The organism is Ferrimonas gelatinilytica (assembly GCF_039544205.1).
GTDB lineage: Bacteria > Pseudomonadota > Gammaproteobacteria > Enterobacterales > Shewanellaceae > Ferrimonas > Ferrimonas gelatinilytica.
The window spans coordinates 1-25,575 of record NZ_BAABLF010000012.1 but is presented as its reverse complement, the minus strand read 5'-3'; the positions used below and the strand labels follow the sequence as shown (position 1 = coordinate 25,575).

Genomic DNA, 25,575 nt, shown 5'->3' with positions numbered 1-25,575 from the left:
GGCGTATTATAGCGATTTGTCCGCGCCGCCACCATCGTCGCGCGGATAGAGCCGATGCTGCTCGATATAGGCCAGTACCGCCGGTGGCATCAGGTAGTGGGGGAGCAGCCCTTGTTTCAGCTGGTGTCGCAGGGTGCTGGAGGCGATCTCCAGCGGCGTGACCGGCGTCAGCAAGATCCCGCCACCGAGCTGCTGATGCAGCTGACGAGGGCTTTGTAGCCGGTGCCGGGCCAGCCAGGGGGCGGCGGGGCTGTCGGACGCCAGCGGGTGCCCCGGGCGATGGCACACCACCAGGTGGGCCAGCTCAAGGATGCGCTCCGGTCGGTGCCAGCGGTGGAACCCCAGCAGGGAGTCCATGCCGACAATGAAACAGAGGGGCTGACGGGGGCGCTCTGCCCGGAGGCTTTCCAGGGTGTCGACGGTAAAGGAGAGATCCTCCCGGTTAAGCTCGCGATCATCCACCACCAGGCCGGGAACCCCCTCAATGGCCGCGTTGACCATCGCCAGTCGATGTTCGGGGCTGACCCCCGGAGTGGCCTTGTGAGGCGGAAGCCGGTTGGGCAGCATCAGCACCTGTTCGAAATCCAGCGTCTGGCCCACCTCGTAGGCGCAGCGGAGGTGGCCGTTGTGGACAGGGTCAAAGGTGCCACCGAAGATCCCGAGGGGGCGCCCCTGAACAGCGGTCATGACAGGGCCTCCATCAACGGCCGGTAGCGGCCATCGAAGCGGGCGCAAAGGTCCGCCAGGGCCAGCCATTGGCTCTGTTCATCGGCCCCCGCCTGCTTGATCGCCCGCTCCAGCGCGCCAAGGGCAGCCAGGGCGTTGCGGATCTGGGCATCGTCGAGTCGCTGCATCGCGTCCCGGTAGAGCCCCTGGCGCTTCTCCCAGATCTTCTCCTGCTTCATCGCCTGGGGCAGGGGCTGTCCCTGCTGGCGGGCGGCGGCGAGCCGGCCCAACTGTTGCCACTCCCGGTTCAGGGCCCAGCTCACCAGAGTCGGTGCGGTGCCCTCCAGCTGAAGCTGGCTGAGCATCTTCATGCCCCGGGGCAGCGCCCCGGCCAACAGGGCATCGGTGAGCTGGAATACGCTGTAGCGGGATTGATCCTCAAGCAGCCGTGTCAGCAGCGGGAGCTCGATCCGGCCACCGTCGCTGAGCAGGCCCAGCTGGGCCAGTGCCTGATCCGCCGCCAGAAGGTTGCCCTCGAAGAGGCTGGCGAAGTGTTCAAGGGCGTCGGGCGTCAGCTGCGCCTGGTGGCGCCGGGCGCGCTCCTGCAACCAGCGCAGGTAGTGGCGTCCTTCCGGCGTCAGCGCCTGGATATGCAGGCCCACTTTATCGAGCGCCTTGAACCATTTGGTATTGGTCTGTTCGCGACCCGCCTTGGGACCATGCAGCAGCAGGAAGGTCTCCTTTTGCCCCTGCAGGCGCTCTGCCAGCTCCACCAGGGCGGCACTGCCGTCGCTACCGGGCTTCAGGTTGGGCAGTTCCAGCTCGATCAGTCGGCACTGGGCAAACAGGGAGAGGGACTGGGCCTCCTGCAGCAACCCCTGCCAGTCGAAGGGGGAGCCCTGAACCAGAGAGAGTCGCTCCTCCACGCCGTAACCTTGGAACAGTGCCTGCCGAAGGGTGTCACGACACTCTTCGCGGATCAGGATATCGTCCCCCAGTACCAGGATGACGGGGGGCAGGGCGCTGAGGTGCTGACCCAGCTGGCTGGCAAAGATCCTCATGAAGCGGTGTCATCCCCTTGGGGGCTGTTGGAGGTTTTATCGTTGCGGATGGTGGCCAGGGTACGGAGGAGCCGGTCGGCGGCCTGCTCGCGCATCTCCTCCAGCAGCAGCTCCAGCTCCCGGGTTTTGGCCAGGGCGGTGCGGGGATCATCCAGGTAATCCCGACGGATCTCCACGTTGAAGCGCTGGGGCTCCTGCTCCGGCAGGATCACGCTGAAGCGCACCGTGTAGATCAGTTCATATTCTGCCACCTGGCCAGAGGGGAACAGCGACAGGGTGCTGCGCTCGAGGCGGTCATCATCCAGTCGAAGCATGGGAGCGGTCTCATCCTCCACCAGGGTGATCTGGTGCAGACGCAGACGCTCGCGGACCAGGCGATGAAGCTCGCCATAGTGGTCATCGCTGCGCAGCTGCATCTGGTTCAGTTCGTCAGGGATGAGGTAGCTGCCCTGCAGGTGGAAGCCACAGCCGGTCAGCAGGGTTGCGCAGAGCAGCAGAGAGAGTAGGGGTCGAAACAAGGGCTCATTTCCTTTTTGTCACGAAGAGTTCGGGCACCATCACCTTTGGCCAAAAAGGCACCCGAGGGTGCCTTTTTACGATGGTCTTAGTTGGCGACGATGTTGAGTAGCTTGCCCGGTACGTAGATCACCTTGCGTACCGTCTTGCCCTCGGTGAAGTTCTGTACATTGGCGTCCGCCAGGCCCAGGGCCTCCACGGTCTCCTTGCTGGCATCGGCGGCTACGGTAAGGCGCGCGCGCAGCTTACCGTTTACCTGAACCACGATCAGCTTCTCCTCCTCCACCATGGCCTCGGCGTCCGCCTGGGGCCAGCGGGCATCGTCGATGCTGTCGCTGTGGCCCAGGGCGCTCCAGAGTACGAAGCTGGTGTGCGGGATAATGGGGTAGAGCATCACCACCAGGGCATCCAGCGCTTCCTGCAGCAAGGCGCGATCGTTGTCGCTGGTCTGCGGCGCTTTGACCAGCTTGTTCATTAACTCCATCACCGCGGCAATGGCGGTGTTGAAGGTCTGGCGGCGGCCGAAGTCGTCGTCCACCTTGGCGATGGTTTGATGCAGGGCACGACGCAGGGCTTTCTGCTCGTTGGTCAGAGCGGCGACGTCCAGTGCCGGTGCGGCCCCCTTGTTGATGTGCTCGTGGGCCAGTTTCCACAGGCGTTTGAGGAAACGGTGTGCCCCTTCAACACCGGACTCCTGCCACTCCAGGGTCAGCTCCGGCGGTGCGGCGAACATCATAAACAGTCGCACGGTATCGGCACCGTACTTCTCCACCATCTCCTGGGGGTCGATGCCGTTGTTCTTCGACTTGGACATCTTGGTCATGCCGGTGTGCACCAACTCACGCCCCTCGCTGTCGGTGGCCTTGATGATGGCGCCCTTGCCATCACGCTCCAGGGTGACCTCGGTGGGCGATACCCAGACCCGCTGACCGTTGTCGCCAACGTAGTAGAAGGCATCACAGAGCACCATGCCCTGACACAGCAGGCGCTTGGCCGGCTCGTCGGAGTTGACCAGACCGGCATCCCGCAGCAGCTTGTGGAAGAAGCGGAAATAGAGCAGGTGCATGTTGGCGTGCTCGATGCCACCGATGTATTGGTCCACTGGCAGCCAGTAGTTGGCCTTAGCCGGATCCAGCATGCGATCATCGGTGCCGACGCTGGTGTAACGGGCGTAGTACCAGGAGGACTCCATGAAGGTGTCGAAAGTGTCGGTTTCCCGGGTCGCCTTCTGGCCGTTGATGGTGGTTTGTGCCCAGGTTTTGTCCGCCTTGATGGGGCTGGTGACGCCGTCCATCACCACGTCTTCCGGCAGGATCACCGGCAGTTCTTCCGCCGGGACCGTCACGGTTTCGCCGTTTTCCAGGGTCGCCATCGGGATGGGCGCCCCCCAGTAACGCTGACGGGAAACCCCCCAATCGCGCAGGCGGAAGTTGGTGGTCTTGTGGCCTTTGCCCAGGGTGTCGAGCTTGGCAGCGATCGCCGCCAGGGCGCCATCGAAGTCCAGTCCGTCAAACTCACCGGAGTTGAAGAGAATGCCCTTGTCGGTAAAGGCCTGCTCGGAGATATCCAGCTCGCCCTCCAGTGGCTTGACCACAGGTTCGATGGCGATGCCGTACTTGGTGGCAAACTCGTAGTCACGCTGGTCGTGGGCCGGTACCGCCATCACGGCGCCGGTGCCGAAACCCATCAGGACGAAGTTGGCGACGAAGATCGGAACTCTCTTGCCGGAGAGGGGGTGGATAGCGTGCAGGCCGGTGGCCATCCCCTTCTTCTCCATGGTGGCCAGTTCCGCTTCCGCCACCTTGGTGTTTTTGCACTCGTCGATGAAGCGAGCCAGTTCGGCATTATCTCGGGCGGCCTGCTCTGCCAGGGGGTGACCCGCGGCAACGGCAACGTAGGTGACCCCCATGACGGTGTCCGGCCGGGTGGTGTAGATCGCCACCGACTCCTCGCTGCCATCGACATCAAAAGTCATCTCGATCCCTTCGGAGCGACCGATCCAGTTTCGCTGCATCGTTTTGACCATCTCCGGCCAGCCGTCAAGCTGGTCCATATCCGCCAGCAGCTGATCGGCGTAGTCGGTGATCTTCACGAACCACTGGGGGATGTCTTTCTGGATCACCGGGGTGTCACAGCGCCAGCAGCAGCCGTCCACCACCTGCTCGTTGGCGAGGACGGTTTGATCGTTCTCACACCAGTTGACGGAGCTGACCTTCTTATAGACCAGGCCCTTGTTGTAGAGCTCGGTGAAAAACCACTGCTCCCAGCGGTAGTAGTCCGGCTTACAGGTGGCCAGCTCACGGCTCCAGTCATAGCCAAAGCCCAGCATCGCCAGCTGGCCCTTCATATACTCAATGTTGTCGTAGGTCCAGGGAGCGGGCGCTGTCTTATTGTTAATGGCGGCGTTCTCCGCCGGCAGGCCGAAGGCATCCCAGCCAATAGGCTGCATGACATTCTTACCCTGAAGACGCTGGTAGCGGCTGATCACGTCGCCGATGGTGTAGTTGCGAACATGCCCCATGTGCAGCCGGCCGCTGGGGTAGGGGAACATCGACAGGCAGTAGAACTTCTCCTTGTCGGCCTCCTCTTTCGCGGTGAAAGTGTTGTTTTCGGCCCAGTGCGCTTGCACCTTGGGCTCTATCTGCGCGGGGTTGTATTGCTCTTGCATCGACACGTCGGGAGTCCACTTGAAATTTTGATTTCGGGCAGGGAATGGCCCATAAAGATCTGCATAGAATAACGCAGTAGCCGGATAAGCAACAACCAGAGTTATCCGGATTTTGAGCTAATCTCACGCAAGCCCTGGCCACGCTAATGGAGGCACTATGGATACCGATAATGCTGCGCTGATCCGCAAATATGAATTCCTGCTGAAGGATATGGAACGGCGCTACCGGCAGGATCCGGACCTGACGCTGGGGCAGCTTGATGAGGTGCTTAAGCAGAGCCGAACCTACGCCGCTCTGGAGCAGGAGCTGTCGGAGAGTGAACTGGACCTGGTGGAGTCCTTTCTGCGCCGGGACCTGTCGGACTACGCACAGCGCCATGCTCAGGAGCAGTTTGAAACCGAGGGGGACAGTGTCTTTACCCTGGGACTGGAAAACACCATGTGGCGCTGGCTGGCGGAGATCACCGATCGCAGCCAGCTGGAGTGGCATGAACTGGGCGAGGAGTTGCGTCATCATGGCAGTTACGAGGCCGGCGAGGTGGTGGGGCTCGGTGAACTGGTGTGTGACAGCTGCGGTCACAGCATGTCCTTTCTGCACCCGACCCCCATCCCTCCCTGCCCCAAATGCGATGGTGTGCGCTTCTCCCGTCGTCCCCTGGAGCCCTAAAGCTCGACCACCGTGATGGTGGTAATTTGTCGAACTGTTATTTCGTTGTTATCGGCATTGAGGCGTAATAATTCCGATATGTTTGTCACTGCTGCTTGCGGTGGAGGGATCGGCTAAGGCGGTTGATCCCCAATTCTTTCTTTCTCCCACGTCGCCTCGAACCGCTATTTTATTGCCACCTTGTGGCATCTTTTCGCTACAGGTTGCCTTGCGGTTAGCCGATTGTTCCGCTACCTCCCCGTTGATATACCTATGGCTTCGCAAAGCAGTCTTGAGAGGAAGTTTATGAGCCATATCTCAGAGGGGCGCCCATCGCTGCGCCTCGCTTTGTTGTTGCTGTTGTCCACCCTGATGGTGGTCTCCTGCGGCGGCGATAACGACAATAACAACAGTGAACCGGAAATCCCGCCAACCGACCCCGGCCCGAATCCGGGACCGGACCCAGGTCCAGATCCGGGCCTAAATCCCGGTCCTGATCCAGGTCCAGATCCGGGCCCAGACCCCGATCCCATTGAATGCGGCGAGAGGGACCCCCTGCCGGTGATCCCCTGTGGCGTTGGCTTTGGCATGGAGACTCCCGCGGGCAGCGGGCGCCATGAGGGCACCCCGAAAGCCATCGTTTACAAGGTGACCAACCTCAATGCCAGCGGTGAAGGCTCCCTTAAGGCCTGCACCGACGCCAGCGGGCCCAGGGTCTGCGTCTTCGAGGTCAGTGGCACCATCGACCTGACGGATCCCGGCTTGCTGGATGTTCGCAACCCCTACATCACCATCGCCGGACAAACTGCGCCCTCACCGGGGATCACCCTGCGTGGTGCTTCCGTCCGCTGGGAGGCCCATGATGCGCTGATCCAGCATATCCGGGTCCGCACCGGCGATGCTGTCCAGGGACGAACTCCCGGAGACCGGGATGGGATCTACGTTATCGGCAAAGGAGATGATCCTAGCCGTCGTCCGGAAAACGTGGTGTTTGACCATGTCTCCGTGAGCTGGGGGCTGGATGAAACCTTTACCGTGAAGGACAGCGCCAAGAACGTCAGTGTGCTCAACAGCATCGTCAGTGAAGGGCTGTGGCGTAACATGCACCCGAAGGGGGGACACTCCAAGGGCTTGATGGTCTCCGCCGAGAAGATGCTGGTACAGGGTAACCTGATCGCCCACAACGACGATCGTAACCCGCTGGAGACCTCGCCGAGCATCATCACCGCCAACAACGTCACCTACAACGGACGACAGGTGGGGATGCGGCTGTCACCGCTGGACAACAATGATGCGCACGACGGTAAGGTGCGAACCACCACGGTGGTGGGTAACGTCCGCCTGGAGGGGCCCAATGCCTCCCAGAGCAACAATGCTTGGGTATCGGTGGATGAGAAGCGAAGTGGCAGCAAGATCTACGTCCACGACAACCTGTGCGATGGATGGGATGGGGGCGATGTCTGGTCCTGTGCCAAGGTCAGCAGCAGCTTCCAGGACAGTTTTAAGGCCAGCGAACCGCCGCTGTGGATTGAGGGCCTGGAGGTGTTGCCGGCCACACAAACCCTCGAGCATGTGCTGCAAAACGCCGGAGCCCGCCCGAAGGACAGGGACAGCGTCGATGCCCGCGTGGTCTCCGAAGTGCGCAGCGGCGGCGGTGAGATCCGCAACTGTGTGGGCCCCGAGACCATCCTCTATCCGGACTACAGCGTCAGCAGCGCCGGCAGTGACTCTTTGACCGGAAAAATCCCGGACTGTGACGGCAGCAAGTCCAGTGCCTATGTGGACCGCATCATCGAAGTGTACGCAGGCAGTGGTGCTGGCCAGGAGCGTGTCATCGAGAGCTACAGCTGCAGCGATAACAACCTGACGGTGAAGCTGAATCAGGGCTGGGACACGGTGCCGGAAAGTGGCGACAAGGTGCGCATTCACATCGATTGCAGCAACAACGCCGGTGGTTGGCCGCAGCTTGAGGAGAACCGACGAGAGCTTGAGATCCCGGCGAACTACAACGAGGTGATGGAGTCGGGCTATACCCGCCTCGAGGAGTGGCTGCACAGCTTCTATGATGAGGTGCAGTAAGCGGCTTCCCGGCATGGACAGCGGTGAACCTTGCTGTCGTGGTAAAAAGCCCTTTATGAAAAACGCCGGCAGATTCTGCCGGCGTTTTCTTATTTCGTGTCCAAGCGGTTGTACCAGACTCTGCCCAACGCTTCGCACTCTCTGCCGTGACTGGCACGCTGTAGACTCTTGGTCGCTCGGCCCAAGAGCTCAGTTTTTCAAGGCGCTTAGCCCCCAGTGCCTTGGTAACGGGAGAGAGACGCGGTATCTGACACCAGTCGGAACCGATATCTTTATCCTGGATCAGTCGATCCGCTTGTACTTGACCCGGTGTGGCTGGGTAATGTCGATCCCCTGCTCACGCTTCATCCAGTCGGCGTACTCGTTGAAGTTGCCCTCGAAGAAGTTAACCTTGCCCTCGTCCCGGTAATCGAGGATGTGGGTGGCCACCCGGTCCAGGAACCAGCGGTCGTGGGAGATCACCATGGCGCAGCCCGGGAACTCCAGCAGGGCGTTCTCCAGAGCCCGCAGGGTTTCCACGTCCAGGTCGTTGGTGGGCTCATCCAGCAGCAGCATGTTGCCACCGGTCTGCAGCAGCTTGGCCAGGTGCAGCCGGCCGCGCTCACCGCCGGAGAGTTCCCCAACCCGCTTCTGCTGATCAGACCCTTTGAAGTTAAAGCGACCCACGTAGGAGCGGGCGGGGATCTCGAAGTTGCCGATCTTGAGGATATCCTGACCGTTGGAGACCTCCTGGAACACGGTCTTGCTGTCGTCCATGCTGTCACGGAACTGATCGACCGAGGCCAGCTTGACGGTATCACCCAGGGTAATGCTGCCGTTGTCCGGTTGCTCCTGGCCGCTGAGCATGCGGAACAGGGTCGACTTACCGGCCCCGTTGGGACCGATGATGCCCACGATGGCGCCCTTGGGCAGGGTAAAGGAGAGGTCGTCGATCAGCACCCGGCCGTCATAGGCTTTGCCCAGGTTGGCAACCTCCAGAACCTTGTCACCCAGGCGTGGTCCCGGCGGGATGAAGAGTTCGTTGGTCTCGTTACGCTTCTGGTAATCGGCGGAGTTAAGCTCCTCGAAACGGGCCATGCGAGCCTTGGATTTGGCCTGGCGCCCCTTGGGGTTTTGGCGGACCCACTCCAGCTCTTTCTGGATAGATTTCATGTGGGCTTTCTCCTGGGCCGCTTCCTGCTCCAGGCGGGCTTCTTTCTGCTCCAGCCAGGAGGAGTAGTTGCCCTCCCAGGGGATCCCCTCACCGCGGTCCAGCTCCAGGATCCAGCCGGCGGCGTTATCCAGGAAGTAACGGTCGTGAGTGATCGCCACAACGGTGCCGCTGTACTCCACCAGGAAGCGCTCCAGCCAGGCTACGGACTCGGCATCCAGGTGGTTGGTGGGCTCATCCAGCAGCAGCATGTCTGGCTTATCCAGCAACAGACGGCACAGTGCGACGCGGCGGCGCTCCCCCCCGGAGAGATGCTCAATCTTGGCATCCCAGGGTGGCAAGCGCATGGCGTCCGCGGCCCGCTCCAGGGCGTTATCCAGGTTGTGGCCATCCTTGGTAGCGATGATCGCCTCCAGCTCGCCCTGCTCCTTGGCCAGGGCATCGAAGTCCGCGCCCTCCTCGGCATAGGCGGCATAGACCTCGTCCAGTCGGGTCAGGGCGTTCTTGACGTCCGCCACCGACTCCTCGATCACTTCGCGTACGCTCTTGGTCAGGTCCAGTTGCGGCTCCTGGGGCAGGTAGCCGACCTTGATCCCGGGCTGGGGACGGGCTTCACCTTCATACTCGGTGTCCACGCCGGCCATGATCCTCAGCAGCGTCGATTTACCGGCACCGTTGAGGCCGAGGACACCGATCTTGGCGCCAGGAAAGAAGGAAAGGGAAATGTCTTTAAGGATATGGCGCTTGGGCGGAACTACCTTGCCCACGCGCAACATGCTGTAGATGAATTGAGCCATCTTTAACCCGCAGTTGAACGAAAAGAGGGGGCAAATTTTACCCCAAGCCGCACGGTTTCGCTGCCCCTATCTTGACCCAATGTACTCTGGGCCCAGATAGGGGCCTCGACCCGTATGATCGTCCGCTGCGGGCCCCTCTTCCCCGCCTAAGGGCCGGCAGGCTGGAAGTGAGAAGTGTTCGCAGGTTTAACATTTGTGGCTAAAAATCCGGAACTTTGCAAAGAAAACGGGATGAGAAGCAACTTTTTTCCTCCAGCGCATTGATAGACTGTGCCGAGCCAAGAGTCGTGTAAATAAGAACCATTTCTAAGTGGCCGGCTCGAATTTTTATCAATTTGTAGGTTTTAGGTATGAACAACGCCAAGTTAACTCTTGTCTGCGCTGCGGTAACCGGTGCGTTCGGTGTCCCGGAAGTGATGGCCGAGGTCTCCCCGGCGGAATCCCGTAAAGATGTTGAGGTGATGGTGATCTCCGGCTCCCGTATGGAGCAGAGCCTCGACAGCGTTGCCGGCTCGGTGGTGGTGATCGACGAGGAGTCGATCCAGCGCAACATGAGCACAGATTTCTCCTCCCTGTTCCGCAACGAAGCGGCGGTGGATGTCAAAGGGGGGGCCGGTAAGCCCACCTCGGTCACTATTCGCGGCATCGGTGGCAACCGGGTGATGATGGTCAAAGATGGCGTCCGGGTGAACAACCAGTACGCCTCGCCGTTGGGTCCCGGTGCCGAGGGGACCGGTCGTGGCCTGACCGAAGTGGAAACCTTGAAACAGGTTGAGGTGGTGAAGGCCGCTGCATCCGCTATGTACGGTTCCGATGCCCTGGGTGGCGTGGTGGTGATGAACACCAAAGATGCGTCCGATTACCTGCTGGGGGATGCACACTACTTCTCCGCCAATGCCGGTTACACCGGGATGAACAACGAGTGGAGCGCCGGCTTTACCGGTGCCGCGGCCTACGGCAACTTTGAAAACCTGCTGACCTATCAATACCGTGAAGGTGAAGAGCAGCAGAACTATGACGGTACCCTGCCGGACAGTGACTTGGTCACCAATAGTGTGCTGTTCAAGAGCAAGTACCTGTTCAACGATTACACCAACCTTCAGTTGACCCTGGATTACCTGGATCAACAGCTGGATCGTTGGGAGCAGAAAGAGCGTAACGGCGTACGTAACGAGGACAGGGACATCGATCGCGGTACCCAGGCCTTTAACGGCTCCCTCCGTCTGCGCTCAGAGCGTCCGACCCTGCTGCATGACAGCCTGGATGTGGTGCTTTACTACGGCTACACCGATCAGAATGAGCACCGGGACTACTTCGGTTTCGCCGACGGTGAGCGTACCGATATGACCCAGTTCCGGGATTACAATTTCGAAGAGTCCCGCTACGGTCTGGCCAGCACTTTCGCTAAGCAGATCGGCAACGAGGGTTACAGCCATAACCTGACCTTCGGCCTGGACGTGGAGCAATCCACCATGAAGCGCCACCGTACCTACTACACCCCGGGTGAGGGCGGCTGGGTGGGCGAGGACCAGTTTGCGTTCGCCGATACCGACAGCCTGCGCGTGGGCGCCTTTATTCAGGATGACATCACCCTGCTGGATGGTCGCCTGAACCTGATCGCCGGCCTGCGCTATGACTACTTCCGCAACACGCCGGATGCCCAGATGGCGGAGGATTTCGGCCGTGACCCTGCCGACTTCGAGCAGATGAGTGACGGTTTCTGGTCGCCCAAGCTGGGCCTGGTGTACCACATTACCGACGCGGTGAGCGTCTACGGTCAGTACGCCTACGGTTACAAGATGCCGACGCCGGATCAGAAGTGGGGTGAGCTGGAGATCCAGGATGGCCGCATGCCGTTCCCGGTGGAGATTATGCCCAACTACGATCTGGAAACCGAAGAGTCCCATACCTTGGAGATCGGTGTCCGGGGCAACCACCAGAACACCTCCTATGAGCTGACCGGTTTCTACACCCAGGCCAATGACTACATCGACTGGGAGTTTAAAGATGCGCCTACCTGTACCCCGACCGGTTGGGGCGTGCCCTTCCCGATCTTCGGCCCATGGTGTGAGGACCCCAATAAGCTGGATCCCGTCTTGGCGCTGCAATACGACTACGTGAACCGTGACCAGGTAAAGATTTACGGCTTCGAGGGGCAGGTGAGCCACTGGATCAATAACGATCTGGAGCTGTGGGGTAATATCGCTTACACCTATGGCACCGATCATAACGGTGACTTCCTTAACACCATTAGCCCGCTCAAGGGCAGCCTGGGGGTCAATGCATACACCCAGATCGCCAGCAAACCCACCACCGTGGGCGGGGTGGTGCGTATGGCCAGCGGCATGGACCGCGTTAAAGAGACCCCGGTGATCCCGGTGGAGGATCCGCTGTACGATCCTAAGTACAACGAGGTCTACACCACCGACGGCTATGCGGTCGTGGATGTTACTGTCGGCGTCGAGCTGACCGATAATTGGCAGTTGCGTGCGGGTGTGTTCAACCTGCTGGACAAGGAGTACATTGATTACGCCGATGTGGCGGGTCAGTCCAAGTACCTAATGGACAACATGGGGGCACCGGAGTCCAACTTCACCCAGCCGGGCCGCTACTTCAACGTTAACGTGAAGTACCAGTTCTGACCTTTGGCGATCGCCGCCTGAGCATCAAGCCGGACCCTGCGTCCGGCTTTTTCTTGGGCGGCGTTTTGTTATGACGGGATGCGAGGATGAGATGCGGTCACTGACGACGGCGGAGCCCGGGAAGGTTCGAAGTCGGTCCAAACCAGCAGTGGATCCGACAGAGGACAAACCCGGTTGCGCTCCCGGCTTTCAGGTCGCCAAAGTGTGATCTTGGGGGGGGTAATTTTGCCCGGTGTGGTGAGGATGCTCACAATCGCTTGGGATAATGGGATTCAAAAGGTAAAATGCGCCACCTTAGGAACGCTTTATTACTTTACCTACCTTACTTACCGGCCAGGAGAGCAGGATGTTCGAACGCAGTATGAATATCGCGGACTTTGATCCCGAGTTGTGGCAAGCGATGGAAGCGGAGCGGGTGCGCCAAGAGGAGCACATTGAGCTTATCGCCTCGGAAAACTACACCAGCCCGCGCGTATTGGAAGCCCAGGGTTCTCAGCTGACCAACAAGTACGCCGAAGGCTATCCGGGCAAGCGTTATTACGGTGGCTGTGAGCACGTCGATGTGGCGGAGCAGCTGGCGATCGATCGCGCCAACGCGCTGTTCGGGTCCGAGTACGCCAACGTCCAGCCGCACTCCGGTTCCCAGGCCAATGCCGCCGTCTTCATGGCCCTGCTGCAGCCCGGCGATACCGTCCTGGGGATGAGCCTGGCCCACGGTGGTCACCTGACCCACGGCGCCTCCGTCTCCTTCTCCGGCAAGATGTACAACGCGGTGCAATATGGGATCAACCCGGACACCGGCGCCATCGATTATGATGAGATCCGCGCCCTGGCCAGGGAGCATCAGCCGAAGATGATCATCGGCGGTTTCTCCGCCTACTCCGGCATCATTGATTGGGCCGAGTTCCGCGCCATCGCCGACGAAGTGGGTGCTTACCTGTTCGTGGACATGGCCCACGTGGCAGGCCTGGTGGCGGCGGGGGTTTACCCGAATCCGGTCCCCCATGCCCACGTAGTGACCACCACCACCCATAAGACCCTGGGCGGTCCCCGTGGCGGTTTGATCCTCTCCGCCATTGGCGATGAAACCCTCTATAAGAAGTTCAACTCCGCGGTGTTCCCTGGTGGTCAGGGTGGCCCGCTGTGTCACGTGATCGCCGCCAAGGCGGTGGCTTTCAAGGAGGCGCTGCAGCCGGAGTTTGCCCAGTACCAGCAGCAGGTGGTGAAGAATGCTCAGGCGATGGCGGACGTATTCATTAACCGTGGCTATGACGTGGTTTCCGGTGGTACCCAGAACCATCTGTTCCTGCTGGACCTGATCAGCAAGGACATTACCGGTAAAGACGCCGATGCGGCCCTGGGTCGGGCCAACATCACGGTGAACAAGAACTCCGTGCCGAACGATCCCCGTAGCCCCTTCGTCACCTCCGGCCTGCGGATCGGCACCCCGGCGTTGACCCGCCGTGGTATCGGCGAAGCGGAAGCCCGGGAGCTGACCGGCTGGATCTGCGACATCCTGGATAACTTCGGCGATGAGTCCGTCGTGGAGCGGGTGAAGCAGCAGGTGGTGGAGCTCTGCGCCCGCTTCCCTGTTTATCGCTAAGGGTTCACCGGGACGACGACGTCCCCAGAAAAACAAGCCCGCCTTCTGGCGGGCTTTTGTTTGCCTCTACCTTACTCTGGCGGACAAAATTCGGTATTCTTGCCCGCACCTTTTTACCCTGTTTGCGGAGACGCCATGCACTGTCCCTTTTGTGCTGCCAGCGATACCAAAGTGATCGATTCCCGCCTGGTGGCGGATGGCCACCAGGTGCGCCGGCGCCGGGAGTGCCTCACCTGCCATGAGCGCTACACCACCTTCGAGTCTGCGGAGCTGGTGATGCCGCGGATCATCAAGCAGGACGGCACCCGCCAGCCCTTCGATGAGGAGAAGCTGCGTCGGGGTTTGCAGCGGGCGCTGGAGAAGCGTCCAGTGGGCACCGAGCGGGTGGAACAGGCGGTGAGCAAAATCAAGTCGGCGCTGCGTGCCACCGGTGAGCGGGAGGTCCCCTCCAGCATGCTCGGTAACCTGGTGATGGAGCAGCTGGTGACCCTGGATAAGGTGGCCTACATCCGCTTTGCTTCGGTGTACCGTGGCTTCGATGATCTTGCCGAGTTCGGCGAGGCGATCGCCCGCCTGGAAAAACGTTAATGAATGATGCGGGTTTCAGCGCCACCGATGCCACGCACATGGCCAGGGCCATCGCCCTGGCTAAGCGGGGTTGGCTCACCACGCGGCCAAACCCCAGGGTGGGGTGTGTGCTGGTCAACGAGGGTACCGTGGTGGGCGAGGGCGCCCATCTCAAGGCGGGCGAACCCCATGCCGAAGTCCACGCCCTGCGTGCCGCCGGTGCACACGCTCGTGGTGCCACCGCCTACGTCACCCTGGAACCCTGCAGCCACCATGGCCGTACGCCCCCCTGTGCCGAAGCGCTGATCGCTGCCGGCGTTGCTCGGGTGGTGGTGGCGATGGTGGACCCGAACCCCCAGGTGGCGGGGCGTGGCTTGCGGATGCTGGAGCAGGCGGGGATCCCCACCTCTGCAGGCCTGATGCAGGCCCAGGCCGAGGCGCTCAATCCCGGCTTTATCAAGCGGATGAAAACCGGTCTACCTTGGGTCCGGGTCAAGCTGGCGGCCAGCATTGATGGCCGTACGGCCCTGGCCAATGGCGATTCCAAGTGGATCACCGGCCCACAGGCGCGGGCTGACGTTCAGCGCCTGCGAGCCCAGAGCGACGCGGTGATCACCGGTGCCGACTCGGTGCTGGCGGACGATCCCAGCATGAATGTCCGCCACCAGGAGTTGGGTAGCTGGCGCCAACGCATCAGTGCCGAGCAGCTGATGCAACCGCTTCGGGTGGTGGTGGATGGCGAGGCCCGACTGGCCCCGCCGCTGAAGTTGCTCCGTTGTGAGGGGCCGATCTTGTTGGCCAGCCACCGCGGCTACCCGGCCATTTGGCCCGATGGCGTCACCTGCTGGCAGGGCCCGCGTCAGGCCCAGGGCAAACTGGATCTTTCGGCGCTGCTGACAGAGCTGGGCCGCCGTGAAATCAACGAGGTGCTGGTGGAAGCCGGCGCCGGTTTGGCTGGCGCTTTCATCAGCGCCGGTCTTTGGGACGAACTGGTGCTTTACCAGGCCCCGAAGCTGATGGGCAGCGGCGCCCGCGGTCTGCTACAGCTGCCCGATTTCCCCGCCATGGCGGCGGTGGACACCTTGACCTTTAGCGATGTCCGTCGCGTCGGCGCGGATCTGCGCCTGACGCTGACGCGGCAGGAGAGATAACACCATGTTCACTGGCATCGTGGAAGCCGTTGGCACACTGCGCAAACTGGAGCCTCGGGGCGGCGATCTCCGGGTTACCGTCGACACCGGCAAGTTGCCGTTGGAGGACGTGAAGCTGGGCGACAGTATCGCCACCAACGGCGTCTGCCTCACCGTAGTCAACCTGGGGGCGGATCACTTCGTGGCGGATCTGAGCGCCGAGACTCTGGCATTGACCAACTTCGACCACTATGGCGTGGGCCAGAGGGTCAACCTGGAGCAGGCGGTGACCCCGAGCACCCGCTTGGGGGGCCACCTGGTCAGCGGCCATGTGGACGGCGTGGCCGAGGTGGTCAGCCGGCACACCAGGGCGCGGGCCATCGAGTTTTGGCTGCAGGCGCCCGCCGAGTTGGGCCGCTACCTGCCCCACAAGGGCTCGGTCACCATCGACGGCGTCAGCCTCACCCTCAACGAGGTGGATGGGGCCCGTTTTCGCCTGACCATTGTCCCCCATACGGCGGTGGAGACCACCCTGGTGGATCTGCAGCCCGGTGCCTCTGTCCACCTAGAGGTGGATCTGCTGGCCCGATACCTGGAAAAACTGATGCAGCCCCAGGCCGACAGCGCGCACCCCGCGGGCGGCCTGACGCTGGAAACCCTGGCCCGAAGTGGCTTTGTAAAGTAAGGAAATCACCGCGATGGCGTTGAATCGAATTGAAGAGATCATCGAAGACATTCGTCAGGGCAAGATGGTGATCCTGATGGATGATGAAGATCGGGAAAATGAAGGGGATCTGATCATGGCCGCTGAGGCGGTCACCCCGGAGGCGATCAACTTTATGGCCAAGTATGGCCGCGGCCTGATCTGCATGCCGATGAGTGCCGAGCGTTGCGACAAGCTGGGCCTGCATCAGATGGTCAGTCGCAATACCGAGCAATACGGCACCGCCTTCACCGTCTCTATCGAAGCGGCGGAAGGGGTCACCACCGGGATCTCCGCGGCGGATCGCGCCCGCACCATTCAGGTGGCTGCGGCGGAGGACGCCAAGCCGTCCGATCTGGTCCAGCCGGGCCACATCTTCCCACTGCGGGCTAAGGATGGGGGCGTGCTCAACCGCGCCGGCCACACCGAAGCTTCGGTGGACTTGGCCCGTCTGGCGGGCTTCGGCGCGGCGGCGGTGATCGTCGAGATCCTCAACGAGGACGGCACCATGGCGCGCCGCCCCCAGCTGGAAGCCTTCGCCGCCGAACACGACCTTAAGGTGGGGACCATTGCGGATCTGATCGAATACCGCAACCTCAACGAGACCACCATCGTTCGCGAGACCCAGTGCACCCTGCCCACTCGCCATGGCGAGTTCGAGCTGATCGGCTACCGGGACACCATCGACAACCAGCTGCACATCGCGCTGGTGAAGGGGGAGGTGACCGACAACTGCCTGGTACGGGTTCACCTGAGCGATCCCACCCGGGATCTGCTGCAGGCCACCATCAATGGCCCCTCCACCTGGCCGCTGGATCGCGCCATGGCCCGCATCTCCGCGGAAGGTGGGGTGCTGGTGTTGCTGGGCCGGGAGATGGACAGCGATAGCCTGCTGGGGCAGTTGAAGGCGTTTGCCGCCCAACAGCGCGGGGATCAGATCGGTGCCAAGCGCTCCGATGAAGCCACCCGCACTGTCGGCGTTGGCTCCCAGATCCTGGCGGATCTCGGGGTGCACCGCATGCGTCTGCTGTCGAGCCAGAAGCGCTATCACGCTCTCTCCGGCTTTGGCCTGGAAGTCACCGAATACGTCGAAGAATAAGCGCACCGGCCGCTGGGAATTTTTCCTCGCGGTTATGCTATGATACGGCAACTTTTTGGCCCGTTCGGCGGGCCTTGAGCAAGAAATGGATAACAACATGAACGTAATCGAAGGCAACATCGAAGCCAAAGGCGCTAAAATCGCCTTGGTGGTATCCCGTTTTAACAGCTTTATCGTCGACAGCCTGCTGGAAGGGGCGGTAGACACCCTGAAACGCTTTGGTCAGGTCAACGACGAAGACATCACTGTGGTTCGGGTACCAGGTGCTTTCGAACTGCCGCTGGCGGCCCGTCGCCTGGCCGCGAAAGGCCAGTACGATGCCATCATCGCCCTGGGCGCGGTGATCCGCGGTGGCACCCCGCACTTCGACTTTGTCGCCGGTGAGTGCAACAAGGGACTGGCCCAAGTGATGCTGGAGTTTGATACTCCGGTTTCCTTCGGCGTGTTGACCACCGATACCATCGAACAGGCCATCGAGCGCGCCGGCACTAAAGCCGGTAACAAGGGCGGCGAAGCGGCCCTGGGCGCGCTGGAGATGGTCAATGTCCTAAACCATCTGGCTGACTGAGCCTGATTGGAGATTTGTGTGAAGCCTTCTGAGCGTCGTAAAGCCCGCCAACTGGCGGTTCAAGCCATCTATTCCTGGCAGATGAGCGGTAACGCCATCGCCGATATCGAACACGAGTTCCTCACCGAGCAGGATGTGCAGGGGGCGGACATCGCCTACTTTCGCGAACTGCTGGCGGGAGTCGCGGCTCAGGCCACGACCCTGGACAGCAAGCTGAAGCCGAATCTGGCTCGTTTGCCGGAAGAGGTGGACCCGCTGGAGATGGCGATCCTGCGCCTCGGGGCTTACGAGCTGCTGCATCGCGATGACGTCCCCTACAAGGTGGCGATCAATGAAGCGATCGAGCTGGCGAAGGTGTTTGGCGCCGAAGAGAGCCACAAGTTCGTCAACGGCGTACTGGATAAACTGGCGATCGCCATCAACCGCTGAACGGCGGCATAAAAAAGGAGCGGCCACAGTGATGTGGCCGCACTGCGTTATGGTCAACGACGAATTTTCCCTGATTAAACGCTACTTTACCCGTCCAAACCATCGTAAGGATGTGATTTTTGGCGTGGGGGACGACGCCGCCGTGCTATCTCTGCCGTCGGGCAGTCAGCTGGTGGTCTCCACCGATACCCTGGTTGAGGGAACCCACTTCCTGCCAGAGATCGATCCGGCGGACCTGGCTTACAAGGCGGTGGCGGTCAACCTCAGCGACCTGGCGGCCATGGGGGCGGAACCCGCCTGGATGACCCTGGCGCTGACCCTTCCGGGAGTCGATGAGCCCTGGCTCAAGACGTTCTCCGAGAGCCTGTTCGAGATCGCCCGTTACTACGGCATTGCCCTGGTGGGCGGAGACACCACCCGTGGCCCCCTGAGTATCACGCTGACCATCCACGGCCATGTGCCCCAGGACAGGGCGCTCTATCGCAGCGGTGCCCGTGTTGGTGACTGGATCTACGTCACCGGTACCCTGGGGGACAGCGCCGCCGGACTGCGCTGCCTACAGGGGCAGTTGAGCGCCTCACAGAGTCACTGTCAGGCGCTGGTTCGCCGACACCTGCGCCCCCGTCCCCGGGTGCTGGCGGGCCGGACCCTGCGTGGGCTGGCCAGCAGCGCCATGGATCTTTCCGATGGACTGGCATCCGACCTGACTCATATCCTCAATGCCTCCGCAGTGGGGGCAGTGATAGAGCTGGATCGGCTGCCGCTGTCGGAAATCCTGCTGTCGGTTACCGAGCGCGAAACGGCCCTGCCCTGGGCACTGGCCGGGGGGGAGGACTACGAACTGCTGTTTACGGTTCCGGAAGCGCAGCGCGGTGCCCTGAAACGGGCGATGTCCGAAGCGGGCACTCCTTATACCCGGATCGGCCAGATCACCGCCGGTGTCGGCATCGACTACCAGCGCAAGGGCAAGTCAGTCGAACTGAACCTGTCCGGTTACAACCATTTCGAGGAACACCCATGAGTCGTTTACCCGGGATCCGAATGCGCAACCCGGTGCACTTCCTGGCACTGGGCTTTGGCCTGGGCTTGGCACCCAAGGCACCGGGTACCTTTGGAACCCTGGCGGCGTTGCCGTTCTTCCTGCTGATGGCGGATCTCAGTGTCCCGGTTTACCTGGGGATCTTGTTGGTGATGGCGCTGGTGGGGATCTACCTGTGCGATCGCACCGCCCGGGACATGGGGGAGCATGATCACCCCGCCATCGTCTGGGACGAGGTGGTGGGGATGCTGATCGCGACTCTCTGCCTGCCCGTCGGCTGGGGCTGGCTGCTGGCGGCCTTCCTCGCCTTCCGTTTCTTCGATGTGCTCAAACCCTGGCCCATCAAGCTGCTGGATCGTCATGTCCATGGCGGCTTCGGCATCATGATCGACGATGTGCTGGCGGGGATCTTTGCCCTGGCAGTGATCCAAGGGGCGGCGTACTACCTCGTTTAATCGGGCTTACTAACAGGCAGGCCTCTGGCTCTGGCTTCCGTTAACAAAGGGGGCCAGAATTTCTAGGTTCTAGGTTCTAGGTTCTAGGTTCTAGGTTCTAGGTTCTAGGTTCTAGGTTCGAGTTCCTGGTTCCTAAAAGCCAGAAGCGTGCCGTTGCTATTTCCTCGGCTGAATATGGGTCTTTAGGCAGAGACAGGCCTAAGTTACGCGCACACTCTCATCTTCCCTTGCTCCCCAAGCCGAGTCCTGTAAAGGCTCGGCTTGGCTTTGAAGGTTGGCTCTAATTTTAGCGTTTAAGCTCTTTGGGGCTTCTCCGAAATCCAGAGCTTGATGTGGCCCTGAACTACGACGACGCCGTTGGTGTCGTAGGCTTTGACGTCCACCAGCATGTCACCCACCTGCCACTGCTCCGGGGTAACTTCGGCGACACAGAGGATGTCGGTGCCCGCCTTGGCGGTGTAATCGACGCTCATCCCCTTGGGGATCCATCGCAGGTGTTGGGGAATGGAGGCTTCTGCCATGGTACCCATGGCCATCTCCAGGCCATTACAGATGGCGATCACGTGGACGGTGCCGATATGGTTCTGGACGCCTTTGCGCTTCTTGATCAAACACTCGCAGCGGTTCTCTTCCAGTGACTTGATGTAGGGATGAATGGTGCCAAAGTAGGGCGCCATGCGTGCCACCATCTTTGAAAAGATGCGCTGACCGAGGGGCAGTCGGGAGAGCTTCTTGTACAGCGCCATGACGCTGTTGAGTTTTTTGTCCGTCATAATCCATTATGTTGTTCGGGTGTTCTGGTCCGATGAGATTAACACTGTTACAACACACCCGCTATCCGGTTGGCGCCCAACGGCATTGACGCCTAGAGAGAGCCTGTCCTGTTGCTCCTGTCTTCGCCCTCATTCCCCTTCGTCCTTCGTCCTTCGTCCTTCGTCCTTCGTCCTTCGTCCTTCGTCCTTCGTCCTTCGTCCTTCGTCCTTCGTCCTTCGTCCTTCGTCCTTCGTCCTTCGTCCTTCGTCCTTCGTCCTTCGTCCTTCGTCCTTCGTCCTTCGTCCTTCGTCCTTCGTCCTTCGTCCTTCGTCCTTCGTCCTTCGTCCTTCGTCCTTCGTCCTTCGTCCTTCGTCCTTCGTCCTTCGTCCTTCGTCCTTCGTCCTTCGTCCTTCGTCCTTCGTCCTTCGTCCTTCGTCCTTCGTCCTTCGTCCTTCGTCCTTCGTCCTTCGTCCTTCGTCCTTCGTCCTTCGTCCTTCGTCCTTCGTCCTTCGTCCTTCGTCCTTCGTCCTTCGTCCTTCGTCCTTCGTCCTTCGTCCTTCGTCCTTCGTCCTTCGTCCTTCGTCCTTCGTCCTTCGTCCTTCGTCCTTCGTCCTTCGTCCTTCGTCCTTCGTCCTTCGTCCTTCGTCCTTCGTCCTTCGTCCTTCGTCCTTCGTCCTTCGTCCTTCGTCCTTCGCCCTTCGAGCCAGAGACCGTTAGCGCCGCCTGCGCCGGACTTTGGCGTTGAGGCGTTGCCCCCGAAGTGATGCATAAGAAAAGGCTGTGTCCCAATGAAGTGTTGAAGCCCCCGCTAGCAATGACAGTCAATGGGACTGGATATTCCGCCAGCTCTTCGCCGACTTGGAGTCGCCCGAACGAAGTGGCCAAAGACCAGGTCGAAGGCCAGGATGGCCTGAGTGGCTCGCGAAGATAGGGATATCGACTCGAGCCAGAGCCGCAGACTTTGGCCACGAAAGAGAGGGTTAGCGACGACCGGAGGCAAACGGAGGGTTCCAAGGGGGCGGGACGCCCCTTTGGTTGCAGCCGGCAACCCGGCAAAGTTATTGCCGGTAAGTGTTGGAAATAATTAAAGGGTTAATAAAAACGACAGCTAACTCGGACAGAGCCTAAGAAAACCCCCGCAGCACCTTTTGGGTGGCGGGGGTTTTGTGTGGCTGTAGACGGGCACAGTGTCCGGGTTGCCGTTGCTTAGGCTGACCTTCAAGCCTGCTCGCGGGGGGCAGTGGCGGATGGGGTTTGTGCATCGGCAGGGGGTTGGGCCTCGGCCTCGCGCTCGGCTTTGCTGATGTACTTGGTCTTATTGCCGGGGTTGGCCTTGGCATTGGCCTTCTTCAGCTTCTTCTTCAGGATCTGGTTGATCTTCTTCTTACGGTTCATGGTGAAATCTCCGCTGGAGCATGGAATGGGTCAGGGGGCCGTCGCGAAATCTGGGGGTGGCTAAATCATGGCGCGAAATGGTGCAGAGTCCAAACGGGGCCGATGAGCGGTTCGGAACTCGAAAGCCTAATCTGCCCCCCCTAGGCGCAGGTGCCCTTGGCAACCTCGCAGCACGACCCGACCTATAGCCATGAAAAAGGCCCGTCCTGGGACGGGCCTCTTATCACTGACGGGCTCAGTGGTGGCCGTGGCCGCCGCAGCAGTCGTCGCCCTTGGCACAATCACCGGAGCCGCCGCAGCAGCCGTGATCGTCATGGTCATGGTCGTGGCTGTGGCAGCCGCCGGCGGCGTGAACATGGCCGTGGGCCAGCTCTTCCTCGGTGGCTTCGCGGATCTCCATCACTTCGATGTCGAAGTGCAGGGACTGGCCGGCCATCGGGTGGTTACCGTCGACAACGACGGCGTCCTCTTTAACTTCGGTAACGGTGACAGGACGCGGGCCCGCTTCGGTCTCGGCCATGAAGCGCATGCCCGGTGCGATGTCATCCACCCCTTCGAAGGCGGACAGGGGAACCTCCTGGATCAGGCCCGGCTCAATGGCGCCGTAGGCCTCTTCCGCTTCGACGTCGGCGCTGAAGCTTTCACCAACCTGTTTGCCGGTCAGCTGCTTCTCGAGCCCAGGGATCATGTTCTGGGCACCGTGCAGGTACTGCATCGGCTCGGCGCCGAAAGATTCTTCCAGCAGTTCGCCTTTGGCGTTGCGCAGGCGGTAGTGCAGGGTGACTACGGTTTTGGCGTCGATGATCATCGGACGTCTCCAGTTAGGTCAAAAAACGGCATCTTAAGGGAAGCGGGCCGTCGACACCATGATCCCGTTATCAAAATGTGGTCCGTAACCGGCAGCTGCGGTTGTAGGGGTAGAACTCGGGGATCTGATCCTGCTTGATTCTGTCCTGCAGGGTGCGCCAGTACTCGGGAGTGAGCAGGTTGGCGTGGTGGCGCATGAAGGCATCACGGATCGGCTTTCGCGCCAGCAGGAAACGGCCAAACTCCTCCGGAAAGATATCCATGGGCGCCACCGAGTACCAGGGCTCTGCCGCCCACTCATCCTCCGGGTAGCGAGGCTTGGGGATCGCCCGGAAGTTGCACTCAGTCATGTAGCTGATCTCGTCGTAGTCGTAGAACACCACGCGGCCATGGCGGGTCACGCCGAAATTCTTAAACAGCATGTCCCCGGGGAAGATGTTGGCGCTGGCCAACTGCTTGATCGCCAAGCCGTAATCCATCATTGCGGCGTCCAGCTGCGCTTCGTCCGCCTCGTCCAGGTAGATGTTCAGCGGTACCATGCGGCGCTCCACGTAGAGGTGGCGAAATACCACCTGCTCCTCGCCGATCTCCAGCTCCGAGGGGGCCACCCGGGCCAACTCCTCCAACAACTCAGGATCGAAGCGGTGACGGGGGATGGCGAAGTTGCTGTACTCCTGGGTGTCCGCCATCCGGCCAACCCGGTCGTGCTGCTTCACCAGCTCGTACTTCTCCTTCACCTGAGCCTTGTTGCTGTCCTTGGGCGGGGCAAACTCATCCTTGATGATCTTAAACACGATCCGCAGTGAGGGCAGGGTGAACACCGCCATCACCATGCCGCGGATCCCCGGTGCCACCACGAACTGGTCATGGCTGCGCTCCAGGTGGTTCAGGAAGAGTCTGTAGAACTCGGTTTTGCCGTGCTTCTGGAAGCCGATGGCGGTGTAGAGTTCATCCCAGGTCTTGTTGGGCATCAACTGCTTCAGGTAGCTGGTGAGCACTGAGGGGCGCTCGGTGTAGACCATGAAGTAGGCCCGGGTGAAGCTGAACACGATGGAGAGGTCGTCATCGCTGGTGAGTACCGCATCGATGTAGAGGCCGCCGCTGCCGTGGCGGATCGGCAGACAGAGGGGAACAAAGCCCTTGGGGCCGATGAGGCGGCCCACTAGGTAGGCCCCCTGGTTACGGTAAAAGACGCTGTCCACCAGCTCGATACGCTCCAGTCCCTGCTCCTCCACCAACGGGGCCAGGCGTTGCCAGAGCAGTTCCAGGTCCCGCTCCAGATCCTCGAAGGGCACAATGAAACGGGCTGGGGCCAGCAACTCGGCGATCGCCCCGGTAGGGTTATCTCCCAAGTGGCGCCACTGGCTGATGGTTTCCGGCGCGAAGGGCGGGCGTGAAGGCGCATCGGTGAGCAGGTAGAGGTGCTGGTTATCCAATCCACGATGTTGAAACAGGCGGGAGAAGAGGGAGTTAAAGAAAGTTTCCGCCAACTCCGCCTGGGGGTGGCCCCGCAGCAGGCGGGTGTAGGCTGCCTTGGTATCCCGCCATAGCTCGGTGGAGATCACCGGCGTATCCAGCTGCTCCAGCAGGGACTGGATCAGCTGGTTCACTTGCTCGCTGTAGAGGCGGATCCGCGCTTTCTGGGCGGTTTGCACCGCGCCCCAGTCCTGGCGGATGAAGCGATCCTTAGCCTCCAGGGTGATCCGGTTATAGAGCCTGAGATGCTTATCGAAACCGGCCAGGATCCGGTAGGCCAGCTGGGTCGAGTTGTAGCGGGTCATGAGGGGGGCCTCCCTGCGTGTCGGCGGATATGACTCGTCAGTGGTTTAAGCTACTGTGCATCGCCTTGCTTCTCAATGGGAAAGCGCTACCCTTGGCGGCCAAATAGGGAGGAGTGATGGCAGAGCTTTATTTTATTCTGGTGGCCCCGGCCCGAGGCGAGAACGTCGGCGCGGCGGCCCGGGCGATGAACACCATGGGGTTTGAGCGCCTGCGGGTGGTGGGCTCAGAGGCCCACAACAGTGAGGAAGCCCAATGGCTGGCCCACGGCAGCCAGCATATCCTGGCTCAGGCACAGGGGTTTGAGACCTTGGCGGAGGCGGTAGCGGATCTGGACCTGGTGCTGGCCACCACGGCCCGGAAGCGGGGGGACAAGCGTCGTCTGCACTCCCCGTCGGAGGCGGCGGGGCGGGTGCGTGCACTGGCGGGCAGCGTCGAGAAGGTCGGACTGGTGTTTGGCTGTGAAGCCTCGGGGCTGAGCAACGCCGACCTGGCGCTGGCGGATCTGCTCACCACCATCCCCCTGGCCAACCCCTACCCCTCCCTAAACCTGGGGCAGGCGATCATGCTCTACGCCTACGAATTCTCCCAGGCCACGCTGCCCACCGAGCCGGTGGCGGACGAGGCCCAGTTTTCCGCCCTCAAGGCCCGCTCCATGCGCCTGATGGATCGTCTGGCGGTCAATGAGGAGGAGGCGCTGCGGCGCTGGCTGGCGGACAGCCTGGGTACCCTGAGCCAGCGGGATGTGGCGATGTTGCACCTGTTGATGGGCGACATTGAGAAAGCGATCACCACCAAGGGGGAGTGAGGCGCGGCTCTTCGTTTTAAGGTCTCGGTTCCAGGAACCAGGTTCTAGGAACCAGGTTCTAGGAACTAGGAAGTAGGAACTAGGAAGTAGGAACTAGGAACTAGGAACTAGGAACTAGGAGCTAGGTGTAGACTTCCAACACGTTGTTCACACCAAGTCGGCTGACTGGTGGTTTTCTATCCAAGCTCCCGTGGGGTCTGACGTGGTTATACCAT

The 25,575-nt window shown here is 61.0% G+C and carries 22 protein-coding genes; 13 read left to right on the top strand and 9 right to left on the bottom strand.

What is annotated here, in order from left to right:
- Positions 1-6: 6 nt before the first annotated feature.
- The 4 genes from nadD to leuS form a co-directional block, all read right to left on the bottom strand.
- Positions 7-687 (bottom strand): nicotinate-nucleotide adenylyltransferase, encoded by a 681-nt coding sequence (nadD, locus tag ABD997_RS09660; RefSeq protein ID WP_345316806.1) that lies wholly within the window; start codon positions 685-687, stop codon positions 7-9.
- Positions 684-1,727: a DNA polymerase III subunit delta gene (gene holA / locus ABD997_RS09655; RefSeq protein WP_345316805.1), complete on the bottom strand. Its 1,044-nt coding sequence runs from the start codon at positions 1,725-1,727 to the stop codon at positions 684-686. The genes nadD and holA overlap by 4 nt, the downstream gene beginning before the upstream one ends.
- Complete coding sequence (locus tag ABD997_RS09650; RefSeq protein ID WP_345316804.1) at positions 1,724-2,245, bottom strand: LPS-assembly lipoprotein LptE; 522 nt, start codon at positions 2,243-2,245, stop codon at positions 1,724-1,726. The genes holA and ABD997_RS09650 overlap by 4 nt, the downstream gene beginning before the upstream one ends.
- Before the next feature lie 86 nt (positions 2,246-2,331).
- On the bottom strand, positions 2,332-4,911 hold the full coding sequence (gene leuS, locus ABD997_RS09645) for a leucine--tRNA ligase (RefSeq protein WP_345316803.1): 2,580 nt from the start codon (positions 4,909-4,911) through the stop codon (positions 2,332-2,334).
- 157 nt (positions 4,912-5,068) lie between these two features.
- Between leuS and ABD997_RS09640 the strand changes: the two genes are divergently transcribed.
- Positions 5,069-5,578 carry a zinc ribbon-containing protein gene (locus ABD997_RS09640; protein WP_345316802.1) on the top strand — a complete coding sequence of 170 codons (510 nt, stop codon included), beginning with the start codon at positions 5,069-5,071 and terminating at the stop codon, positions 5,576-5,578.
- Positions 5,579-5,863: 285 nt separating this feature from the next.
- Positions 5,864-7,636, top strand: a complete 1,773-nt coding sequence (locus ABD997_RS09635) for a pectate lyase (RefSeq protein ID WP_345316801.1) — start codon at positions 5,864-5,866, stop codon at positions 7,634-7,636.
- A 282-nt stretch (positions 7,637-7,918) separates the two neighbouring features.
- Here ABD997_RS09635 and ettA read toward each other — a convergent pair whose 3' ends face one another.
- Positions 7,919-9,583: an energy-dependent translational throttle protein EttA gene (gene ettA / locus ABD997_RS09630; RefSeq protein ID WP_345316800.1), complete on the bottom strand. Its 1,665-nt coding sequence runs from the start codon at positions 9,581-9,583 to the stop codon at positions 7,919-7,921.
- A 350-nt stretch (positions 9,584-9,933) separates the two neighbouring features.
- On the opposite strand from ettA, the gene ABD997_RS09625 reads away from it, so the two are divergent.
- The 10 genes from ABD997_RS09625 (at position 9,934) to ABD997_RS09580 (ending at position 19,818) form a co-directional block, all read left to right on the top strand.
- A complete protein-coding gene (locus ABD997_RS09625; protein ID WP_345316799.1) occupies positions 9,934-12,225 on the top strand; it encodes a TonB-dependent hemoglobin/transferrin/lactoferrin family receptor in 2,292 nt (763 codons plus the stop codon).
- Between the two features lie 346 nt (positions 12,226-12,571).
- A complete protein-coding gene (gene glyA, locus ABD997_RS09620; protein WP_345316798.1) occupies positions 12,572-13,828 on the top strand; it encodes a serine hydroxymethyltransferase in 1,257 nt (418 codons plus the stop codon).
- Between the two features lie 135 nt (positions 13,829-13,963).
- A complete protein-coding gene (nrdR, locus tag ABD997_RS09615) occupies positions 13,964-14,416 on the top strand; it encodes a transcriptional regulator NrdR (RefSeq protein WP_345316797.1) in 453 nt (150 codons plus the stop codon).
- Positions 14,416-15,546 (top strand): bifunctional diaminohydroxyphosphoribosylaminopyrimidine deaminase/5-amino-6-(5-phosphoribosylamino)uracil reductase RibD, encoded by a 1,131-nt coding sequence (ribD, locus tag ABD997_RS09610; RefSeq protein ID WP_345316796.1) that lies wholly within the window; start codon positions 14,416-14,418, stop codon positions 15,544-15,546. Before nrdR ends, ribD begins: the two co-directional genes overlap by 1 nt.
- A 4-nt stretch (positions 15,547-15,550) precedes the next feature.
- On the top strand, positions 15,551-16,210 hold the full coding sequence (locus ABD997_RS09605; RefSeq protein ID WP_345316795.1) for a riboflavin synthase: 660 nt from the start codon (positions 15,551-15,553) through the stop codon (positions 16,208-16,210).
- Positions 16,211-16,223: 13 nt separating this feature from the next.
- Entirely contained in the window at positions 16,224-17,327 is a 1,104-nt protein-coding gene (ribBA, locus tag ABD997_RS09600) for a bifunctional 3,4-dihydroxy-2-butanone-4-phosphate synthase/GTP cyclohydrolase II (RefSeq protein WP_345316794.1), read from the top strand.
- Positions 17,328-17,424: 97 nt separating this feature from the next.
- Entirely contained in the window at positions 17,425-17,895 is a 471-nt protein-coding gene (ribH, locus tag ABD997_RS09595; protein ID WP_345316793.1) for a 6,7-dimethyl-8-ribityllumazine synthase, read from the top strand.
- An 18-nt stretch (positions 17,896-17,913) separates the two neighbouring features.
- A complete protein-coding gene (nusB, locus tag ABD997_RS09590) occupies positions 17,914-18,324 on the top strand; it encodes a transcription antitermination factor NusB (protein ID WP_345316792.1) in 411 nt (136 codons plus the stop codon).
- Between the two features lie 31 nt (positions 18,325-18,355).
- Positions 18,356-19,345: a thiamine-phosphate kinase gene (gene thiL / locus ABD997_RS09585; protein ID WP_345316866.1), complete on the top strand. Its 990-nt coding sequence runs from the start codon at positions 18,356-18,358 to the stop codon at positions 19,343-19,345.
- Complete coding sequence (locus ABD997_RS09580; RefSeq protein ID WP_345316791.1) at positions 19,342-19,818, top strand: phosphatidylglycerophosphatase A family protein; 477 nt, start codon at positions 19,342-19,344, stop codon at positions 19,816-19,818. The genes thiL and ABD997_RS09580 overlap by 4 nt, the downstream gene beginning before the upstream one ends.
- Positions 19,819-20,111: 293 nt before the next feature.
- Here ABD997_RS09580 and ABD997_RS09575 read toward each other — a convergent pair whose 3' ends face one another.
- The 4 genes from ABD997_RS09575 to aceK all read right to left on the bottom strand — a co-directional run bounded on the left by ABD997_RS09575 (position 20,112) and on the right by aceK (position 24,554).
- Positions 20,112-20,591 (bottom strand): hotdog fold domain-containing protein, encoded by a 480-nt coding sequence (locus tag ABD997_RS09575; RefSeq protein ID WP_345316790.1) that lies wholly within the window; start codon positions 20,589-20,591, stop codon positions 20,112-20,114.
- Between the two features lie 1,198 nt (positions 20,592-21,789).
- The gene (locus ABD997_RS09570; protein ID WP_345316789.1) at positions 21,790-21,966 is read right to left on the bottom strand and encodes a DUF2986 domain-containing protein; all 177 of its coding nucleotides are present in this window, start codon (positions 21,964-21,966) and stop codon (positions 21,790-21,792) included.
- Positions 21,967-22,201: 235 nt separating this feature from the next.
- Positions 22,202-22,774 carry a peptidylprolyl isomerase gene (gene slyD / locus ABD997_RS09565; protein WP_345316788.1) on the bottom strand — a complete coding sequence of 191 codons (573 nt, stop codon included), beginning with the start codon at positions 22,772-22,774 and terminating at the stop codon, positions 22,202-22,204.
- Between the two features lie 70 nt (positions 22,775-22,844).
- A complete protein-coding gene (gene aceK / locus ABD997_RS09560; protein WP_345316787.1) occupies positions 22,845-24,554 on the bottom strand; it encodes a bifunctional isocitrate dehydrogenase kinase/phosphatase in 1,710 nt (569 codons plus the stop codon).
- A gap of 116 nt (positions 24,555-24,670) precedes the next feature.
- On the opposite strand from aceK, the gene ABD997_RS09555 reads away from it, so the two are divergent.
- Positions 24,671-25,360 (top strand): tRNA/rRNA methyltransferase, encoded by a 690-nt coding sequence (locus tag ABD997_RS09555; RefSeq protein ID WP_345316786.1) that lies wholly within the window; start codon positions 24,671-24,673, stop codon positions 25,358-25,360.
- The last annotated feature ends 215 nt before the right edge of the window (positions 25,361-25,575 follow it).